This is a genomic window from Gilliamella sp. X-60 (assembly GCF_057063585.1).
Map to the genome: position 1 here is coordinate 1 of NZ_JBXSQJ010000051.1, position 1,282 is coordinate 1,282.

The window sequence follows — 1,282 nt, forward strand, 5'->3', positions numbered from 1 at the left end:
AGGGTTTAACGTAAACTGGAATTATTAACATCTAGCATCAAGAATATAGAGTAGTTAAAGCTATCGAGACACTAGAATAATTAAGGTAATGAAAATAAGGACAAAACGATGAACAGGCATTTATATCGAGTGATTTTTAACAAAAAACGTGGCATGCAGATGGTGGTTGCGGATATTGCTAAAACTCCGATAGGTAGTGAACAGACGTCATCGACAGAAAAACAATCGTCACTAAAATCGCTTTTTGTTACCTTAAGGCCGATAACCTTTTTAATCTCTATTTCATTAGGCTTTGTGAGTATTAGCTCGCCGGTTTATGGCAGTAATATTGTTGCGGATAAACACGCGCACAAACATCAGCAACCGTTGGTGACTTCGGCGGCCAATGGTACCACACAGGTCAATATTCAAACGCCAAATAGAAAAGGGGTATCACATAATAAATACCAGCAATTTGATGTTTCGAAGCAAGGGGTGATTTTAAATAACAGCAGCAAAATTAGCCAAACGCAAATTGGGGGTTATGTACAAGGTAATGAGTTATTAAATGCGTCGGGCAGTGCAAAAATCATATTAAACGAAGTGAATTCACGCAATCCAAGCCAATTAAATGGGGTGGTTGAAGTTGCGGGGCAAAAAGCTCAGGTTGTTATTGCTAATCCATCGGGTATTACGTGTAATGGTTGTGGATTTATCAATGCGAGTCGGGGGACGCTCACGACAGGTAAGCCGCTAATTGAGAATGGTGATTTGTTGGGTTATCAGGTTGAGCAAGGGCATATAGCGGTCACAGGGAAAGGGCTGGATAGTTCAGGGCAACGTTACACGGATTTAATTGCGCGGACGGTATCGATTAACTCATCGGTATGGGCGAAGGACTTAAACGTCGTGACGGGTCGTAATAAAGTGAGCCGAGATGGGCAACATATCACGGTATTGTCAGGGCAGACCGACGACAAACCCGAAGTGTCGATAGATGTTTCTGCACTTGGTGGCATGTATGCGGGCAAAATCAACTTGGTGGGCACAGAAAAAGGGGTTGGCGTACATAATGCGGGCGAGTTAGGCGCTAGCGCGGGCAGTATTACTTTGACGGCGGATGGAAAAATTGTCAATACGGGGGCGATGCAGGCTCAGCAAGATATTCGCTTAAGCAGTCAACAGGACATTCGCAATAGCAAGCAAATTTACAGTCAACAAAATATCCACTTAAACAGTCAAAAAGCCATTGTGAATGAGGGTTCATTCCTTGCCAAGCACGATGTTGTTCTTAAAGGCTCAG

General features: G+C 43.2%; 1 protein-coding gene. It reads left to right on the forward strand.

Going from position 1 to position 1,282, the window contains the following annotated elements:
* Nucleotides 1-108 precede the first annotated feature (108 nt).
* The coding region (locus tag ACYIAM_RS12990) for a two-partner secretion domain-containing protein (RefSeq protein ID WP_483748554.1) at nucleotides 109-1,282 on the forward strand (1,174 nt) is incomplete at its 3' end.